Genomic DNA, 6,761 nt, shown 5'->3' on the forward strand with positions numbered 1-6,761 from the left:
GTACTTTTTTATACCATAATTTAAAAGATAAATTTGGATAAAATTATGAAAAAGTTTCTTGCAGGTCTGAAGAAAATAAAAGAACAAATAAAATGTGAAGCACCCACTAAACAATCTATTTTTTCAGAAAAACCAAACAAAATAAAACTGAAAAGAATGATTTCTTTTCTGATCCAAGGATGAGCGATTTAGCCGACATTGGAAAGAAAAAGCGTTAGGTTATTTACCACTAGCCAGTATACGTGAAGCTGGTTACGATGTATTTCAAATTTCTCTTTTATTAAAAAAGAAGGCTTGAAAATCCTGGTTATTCCATCTGCCTTACCTGAAGAAATCTATGCTTATCAACCCGATACTAAAAAATTTATTCATATAGCAGATAATAAAGCCTATGACGTTGTTCCCAAAGGGAAATTCTATAGTATCCAATCAGGAGCTCTTGTTGCTTATGATGCGGAAGCAGTGAATATTTTTTACAAGACAATGCAAAACTTATTGATGATGAAAATCAGTCCGAAACAATTGACGCCCACAAATGGCCAATGAATGCGGACGATTTTGTTGAAATGCTGTTTAGAAAAACGGCTGGATCCAAAGAAATGAATGACTTGGTCCGTAGAATTTATGAAGAAAATGCCCAGTGCTACTCCTATATTTAAAAATGGAATAGATATCAAATCATTCTTCAGTAACAAACAAATTAGCACTCGAGTTTAACAAATCGTTTCAATTTTCCTGTTTCAGAATGGCGCTTTAATTGAGAAACAATTTTTATTTCAATTTGAGGGTTCTCTATACCTACTTGCTGATAGGCAACAACTAACTCTTTTTGCATTTTCTCTGTGGCAAAATTTTTTCTGGCTGTTAACCAAATTTCAGCGCCTTGAGTGGTTTGAAATACTTGATACTCTTCCACCTGTTCTTCTGGAAAAATTAGATTTTCAAATACCTCTGGAATAACACAAATACCATTGGTATAAAAAAACTATCGTCATTACGCCCTTTAATAGATTGTACTAATCGTAATGGTGAACCACAAGGGCATGACTCTGCCAGAATCGTAATACGATCATCAATTTCATAACGGAATAAAGGCATGCTTTTATGAAATAAATTAGTAACTAATACTTTCGTTGCTTCCTGCCCGTCTAAAACTGGTTGATTATTTTTATCAACCGCTTCAAAAATGATGAGATCCTCATTTAAATGAAGATGATTTGTATGATCACAATTTTGTGCGTGCGGACCTGCATCAGAAGATCCCCACATATTAGTCAATGGCACATTCCAGGCCTTTTTAATGGTATTTAGCATATCTGGGAATAAAGGCTCTGAATTAACACTAACGCGGCGAGGAAAAATTTTTAACTTTCCACGGCAAGCTTCCTGTGCCAAACGATATATTTCCGTAGTGTAGCCCATTAAATAACTAGGTTTTTGGGCATTAAGTTGTTCAACCATCTCGATGATAGGCATCGTGGCCGGTAAGAGAAGTACTTTCATTTGTGGCATGAGAGGAACCGTAAATACAAATCGACTAAGATGAACTGGCTTCTCTGCAGTAATCGCTGCCATGAGTAAAGGGCTATGATTTTTATGCAAAGAAAACTCATCGCGATATTGGAAACGAAAAAAGTAGCCACAAATAAAATAAACTCTTCAATATTCCATCCAAATAACCCTCTGATTCCCGAAGAGCCTCCTGTCGCGGTAAAGTGATATGAATTATCCAACAATTCCGGTTCGACTTGATGATGGAGAAATTGACTGGCCCTTTCCAAGGTTAGATTTCTATCAGTGACAATCTCATCCCAATGCTCCATCACTTCTTTTTTATTCATAGTAGGTAATTTAGCCAAATCACCCAAAGTAAAATGAGAGGGCTCTATTCGAGCAAATTTTCTCGCATAATACGGTGAATTTGCCTTTGCATAAGCTAATAAAGCCACTAAAGCACGTTGCTGCTCCACTTTGACTTCTTCCTTACTCCAGCTTAACCGGGAAGAGAGTTGCGGCAATAAATCTTGTATGGCATCAATTTCTTTATTCAATATTGAGGCATAGAGATTAGACATGATTTGTAATCACCTTGTTTTATTATAAAAATGAATATAGCTCTTAGATAAATAAAATTCCTCTACTTCTTGGCACATTCCTTTCTGGAATCCAATTCTCCTAAAGTTTCTCTGTATCAATTGGCAATTTTTAGAATAATGGAGAATTTTTTAGTTGAGGAGCTCTGGTGAAAACTATTTTTCAAGCTATTGTTGAAGGTAATTTAGATAAAATTCGTAAACTGCGTGAACAAGGGCAAATTGATATTAATGCGTTAAATGAGCATGGAGACTCAGCCTTAACTATGGCTATTAAAAAAGGAGATATGACCGCATTTAGATTATTACTTGGATTCAAAGACATCAATCTTGATCAAGAAACATATACCATCAAATTTCAAAATAAGATTTATCCTATAAATCCTTTATATTGGAGTACCAAGCTAAATCGACCTGATATGGTTAAGGAGCTCTTAGACAAAGGAGCCGATCCAACCAGGCAGTTAGGATACCTTCGAATTACTCCTTTAATGCTGGCAGCTGTCCACGACTTAGAATGTATGAGATTACTTTTAGCAACAGAGAAAGGCGTTCATTTAAAAAATGCTCAAGGAACTACAGCGCTTGATCTAGCAGCAAAAAATGGTAAACGCGCTTCATTGGAACTCCTTATCCCCCAAGTGACACCTGGTGAAATGTTTACGGCCGCCGACTTTGCAGATCAGCGTAAGCATCATGAAATAGCTCGATTGTTGCGTAATTGCGCCGTTCGTGCTTCTAAACAAGAGAATCAATCAACCAGTTCGCAAACTGTACCCAAGTAAAAGCTCAAAAATTGATAGATAAATCGACTAGCCATGATAAGGACTATAAGATCCTAGTAAAAACAGTAAAAACGCTCGAGGCAAGGTTTAAAACTCAAGAAGAAATCGTTAAAACTCTCGAGAGAGAGCTGAAAGCTGTAAAAGAAGCCCAACAATCATTGGCAACAACAGCACAACCAGCTCCGGATCTTGTCCAAGCCACAGCACAAGCGATGCAACCCCTTGGACCACTACTACACACAACAGCTGGCAGGATAAAACCAGCCCCAGTAATAGAAGCGCCAATCGTAGGAAGAATACCGCCAGCTCCTGGCATAATACAACCAGTATCTACAATACAACCAATGACAGCAAATATACTAAAGCCAACGGCCAAAAGAGTACTATTACCCACTGGTTCAGCGCAACCTGCATCAAGTACACCAGTCCTACCAGACCCAGGTGACACACGACCCCTCATCTCGAATCACGCAAGGTCGTCATTTTTTGCTTTGACAACTAGACCCTTGCTGCATAATGAGCTGTCAAATCCTGCAAATTATGCCTTGAGCTCGCCGCAATCTAAATCAAATTAACTCAAACTATATATAAGATATAATAGTTTTTCCTCCGGGAGAGAAATTAAGATAAAATGGAGAGGGAAACAGGGAGGTTAATATGCCGGCGCTTGAGCTGCATCCATGCATTATTGATTTAATCATTGCGAAAAAAGAAAAGGCTTATATTATCTATGAAAATGAGCAATTTATCGCTTTTTTAGATCACCGCCCTCTTTTTCCAGGCCATACACTACTCGCCCCTAAAAATCATTTTAAGACCTTGTATGACCTACCCGACGCGCTAATTAGCCCTCTCTTTATTTTAACTAAAAAATTGGCATCGCAGTAGAAAAAGCGACAGAAGCTGCCGGAAGTTTCATCGCTATGAACAATACTATTAGCCAAAGCATTCCCCATTTGCATGTCCATATTGTCCCAAGAAATAAACAAGATGGTTTAAAAGGATTTTTGGCCGAGAACCAACTATCAAAATGAAGAGCATATGCTCGAAGTACAGAAGAAAATTACATTCCATCTGCTCCAAGAAAATCCTCATGAAATTTTCTGAATTTTTTCATTTGCTAGGATTAGTTTCCCCTTTTTGAATTCTTGATATCAAGCAGTAAACAAGTTAAATTGATTAAACGCTTTCCCCATATGCCAGGTTAATACGCAATGAGTCAGGAGAGTTTTCAAAATAAAATTGTTAGCTTTCTTCTATTTTTTACAGTAGTTACAGCGCTTGCCTTAAGTTTGATTCCTCCCTTTGCACAACCTTTGAGCTACCATGATTTCGCTGATAAGCGCAATTTATTCTACATCCGTAATTTTTCTGATGTGATGTCCAATCTAGCCTTTATTATTGTGGGTTGCCTGGGTATTAAAACCATTCACTGGCCTCCTTCTTCTCAATGCGCGCTCACGGTAGAAGCAAAACGGGCCTACTTCATTGGATTTACTGGTACGATCTTAACAGGTTTAGGTTCGACCTATTACCATTTGCGCCCCGATAACTATACGTTGTTTTGGGATCGAGCCCCTATGGGAATTCTTCTAATGTCATTCTTCGCCGCAATCTTTATAGAGCGCATCAATCGATCGATTGGCTTTTATTTATTATTACCGCTTATTTTGCTGGCGACCCTTTGTACTTTGCAATGGGAACTTAGCGAACTTTGGGGACAAGGAGATATGCGCTTATATATTTGGTCGCAAGGTTATCCTCTAATCACGATCATATTCATCTTATTATTTTTCCCCTCACCTTATGTACGCAATTATTATCTTACAAGCTGCTTCATTTTGTTTGGTTTGGCCAAAATGGCCGAACGCTTTGATAAGACGATTTATTACTTAAGTTCTACAACAATAAGCGGGCATACATTGAAACACCTGCTCGCTGCTGTTGCTGTTTATGCTCTTGTGTATGATGTAAAACACCGCCAATCCAAACCTACTCCTTAGCAAGATAATATTCTTTTAAAATACGCATTGACTATACTTAAGATAATCCTGGGAAAGGAGGAGTCATGAAAGGTTCAAAATCAATCAAGAAACCTCATCATTCTAGCAAGGACGACACTGCGAAAGAAAAACGCAGAAAAAAGAGAGAAAATTAGATAAATTAATAGAAGACACGTTCCCAGCTAGTGATGCGACAGCTAAATACTAGAGCCGGTTAACCTCAGGCTACAGAGCAAGATATTTTAATCAGCTGAGGGAAAGCTATTTAGCTCCCCCCTAATAGGGAGATATCAGTCTGTTGCCAGGTTTTTCATCATGATAAAATTAAAACCCTATTGGTTAAATAGTCCAATAATATGAAGTCAAATCAGTCCATTAAGAATCGTGGAGCACTCAGTAACCCAGAAGGTAGATTTGAATCAATTACTTATGAAAATTTTGATGATGGATGGGAGGTAGAAGAGGACATTTCTCCCGCGGTAGAAACCTGCTTATTACCAGAAACTGCTAAAACAGTTATTAGCCGCAATGATTCTCCCGACCTTGGCTTTGAGCAATCTATTAATCCCTACCGTGGTTGCGAGCATGGTTGTATTTACTGTTATGCTCGACCAAGCCATTCTTATGTGAACCTATCACCAGGCCTTGATTTTGAAACTAAAATTTTTACAAAGTTGATGCTGCAACGCTTTTAGAAAAGGAAATCAATAAGTCAGGATATTGCTGTAAACCTATTGTTTTAGGAGCCAATACAGATCCCTATCAGCCAGCAGAGAGCAAGCTCAAAGTTACCCGTAGTCTTTTGGAGGTATTAAATTATTACCAACATCCTGTCATTATTATCACTAAAAATGCACTTGTTGAACGTGATTTAGATCTTCTTACAACAATGGCCAAACAAAATCTTGTTAAGGTTGCAGTCAGTGTTACATCCCTTTCTACCCATTTAAAACATATTATGGAGCCTAGAACTACAGCCCCAGCTGGTAGATTAAAGCTTATTAAGTGTTTAGCAGAAAACCAAATACCGATACGTGTCATGCTAGCCCCTATCATTCCCATGATTAATGATGTAGAAATGGAAAAAATTATCCAAGCTGCAGGACAGGCAGGTGCCAAACAGGCTAGTTATGTTTTAATCAGATTACCCCATGAGGTAAAAGATTTATTTAAAGAATGGCTGGCAACACATTTTCCTCAACGAGCCGAACACATTATGAGTCTCATTCGCCAAATGCGAGGGGGTAAAGAATACGATGCAACGTTTGGCGCTCACATGCGAGGAGAGGGAGACTATGCCAAACTGTTAGCAATCAGATTTTCTATGGCTTGCAAACGTTTTGGTTTAAATGTGGAAGCAGAACCAGCCTTGGATATAAACAAATTCTCTAAGAAGAACCCTTCCTCTAGACAATTGAGCCTATGGGATGATGAATTTTAGTACTCTGCTCATATTACGCTTTTTTCCTTGCTTTAGTTGCTTCTTTTTTCTGTAAAGCTTTATTTTTATCTTTCCCCATACTCTTTTTCAATAAGGAGATAAAATCTATGACATCATCTGGTTTTCGTCTTCGAGCTTTCGTTTTAGTACTGCTTGCTCTTTCGGCTTCAGCCGCCTTTTTATCAAGCCATTTCGATAAAGCCTCCTGATATTCATCATGATATTTTTCAGGTTTCCAAGTCGTTGTCATGTCTTTAATTAAATCAATTGCCATTTTTATTTCACGATCTGAAATTTTATAAGATTTAAGTGATTCAGTAGGGACTTCCAAATCCTCTTCATTCCGCATTTCTTGTTGAAAACGAATCAGATTCAGTACTAAAGCATGATCATGTGGCATCACTAAACACAAATATTCTTTGGTGCGAATAATAACCTT

7 protein-coding genes and 3 pseudogenes are annotated in these 6,761 nt (G+C 37.8%); 5 read left to right on the forward strand and 5 right to left on the reverse strand.

The features are described 5' to 3' along the window. The first annotated feature begins 294 nt into the window (after positions 1–294). Positions 295–546: a hypothetical protein gene (locus BN58_RS28830; protein WP_019217417.1), complete on the forward strand. Its 252-nt coding sequence runs from the start codon at positions 295–297 to the stop codon at positions 544–546. Positions 547–700: 154 nt separating this feature from the next. Here BN58_RS28830 and BN58_RS14360 read toward each other — a convergent pair whose 3' ends face one another. The 3 genes from BN58_RS14360 to BN58_RS14370 are packed head-to-tail and all read right to left on the reverse strand — an operon-like array spanning position 701 to position 2,075. Further along, complete coding sequence (locus BN58_RS14360; RefSeq protein WP_026069505.1) at positions 701–916, reverse strand: hypothetical protein; 216 nt, start codon at positions 914–916, stop codon at positions 701–703. 17 nt (positions 917–933) lie between these two features. Then, positions 934–1,512 (reverse strand): phenylacetate--CoA ligase family protein, encoded by a 579-nt coding sequence (locus BN58_RS14365; protein WP_156812541.1) that lies wholly within the window; start codon positions 1,510–1,512, stop codon positions 934–936. Then, the gene (locus tag BN58_RS14370; RefSeq protein ID WP_026069507.1) at positions 1,500–2,075 is read right to left on the reverse strand and encodes a hypothetical protein; all 576 of its coding nucleotides are present in this window, start codon (positions 2,073–2,075) and stop codon (positions 1,500–1,502) included. Before BN58_RS14370 ends, BN58_RS14365 begins: the two co-directional genes overlap by 13 nt. Before the next feature lie 167 nt (positions 2,076–2,242). Between BN58_RS14370 and BN58_RS14375 the strand changes: the two genes are divergently transcribed. Next, positions 2,243–2,878: an ankyrin repeat domain-containing protein gene (locus tag BN58_RS14375; protein WP_019217418.1), complete on the forward strand. Its 636-nt coding sequence runs from the start codon at positions 2,243–2,245 to the stop codon at positions 2,876–2,878. Positions 2,879–2,972: 94 nt separating this feature from the next. Here the strand turns inward: BN58_RS14375 and BN58_RS31020 are convergent, their stop codons facing one another. Beyond that, a complete protein-coding gene (locus BN58_RS31020; protein WP_156812542.1) occupies positions 2,973–3,326 on the reverse strand; it encodes a hypothetical protein in 354 nt (117 codons plus the stop codon). A gap of 209 nt (positions 3,327–3,535) precedes the next feature. Between BN58_RS31020 and BN58_RS37120 the strand changes: the two are divergent. The 3 genes and pseudogenes from BN58_RS37120 to BN58_RS37125 all read left to right on the forward strand — a co-directional run bounded on the left by BN58_RS37120 (position 3,536) and on the right by BN58_RS37125 (position 6,322). Then, positions 3,536–3,912, forward strand: a pseudogene (locus tag BN58_RS37120) (HIT family protein). A gap of 180 nt (positions 3,913–4,092) precedes the next feature. Then, positions 4,093–4,881 (forward strand): hypothetical protein, encoded by a 789-nt coding sequence (locus BN58_RS25760; RefSeq protein WP_019217421.1) that lies wholly within the window; start codon positions 4,093–4,095, stop codon positions 4,879–4,881. A 356-nt stretch (positions 4,882–5,237) separates the two neighbouring features. Continuing rightward, a pseudogene (locus tag BN58_RS37125) lies at positions 5,238–6,322 on the forward strand (PA0069 family radical SAM protein). A 13-nt stretch (positions 6,323–6,335) separates the two neighbouring features. On the opposite strand, the pseudogene BN58_RS25770 reads toward BN58_RS37125, so the two are convergent. Beyond that, positions 6,336–6,761 (reverse strand): annotated as a pseudogene (locus BN58_RS25770) (Ku protein); the annotation flags it as partial.

This window comes from Legionella tunisiensis, assembly GCF_000308315.1.
GTDB classification, from domain to species: domain Bacteria; phylum Pseudomonadota; class Gammaproteobacteria; order Legionellales; family Legionellaceae; genus Tatlockia; species Tatlockia tunisiensis.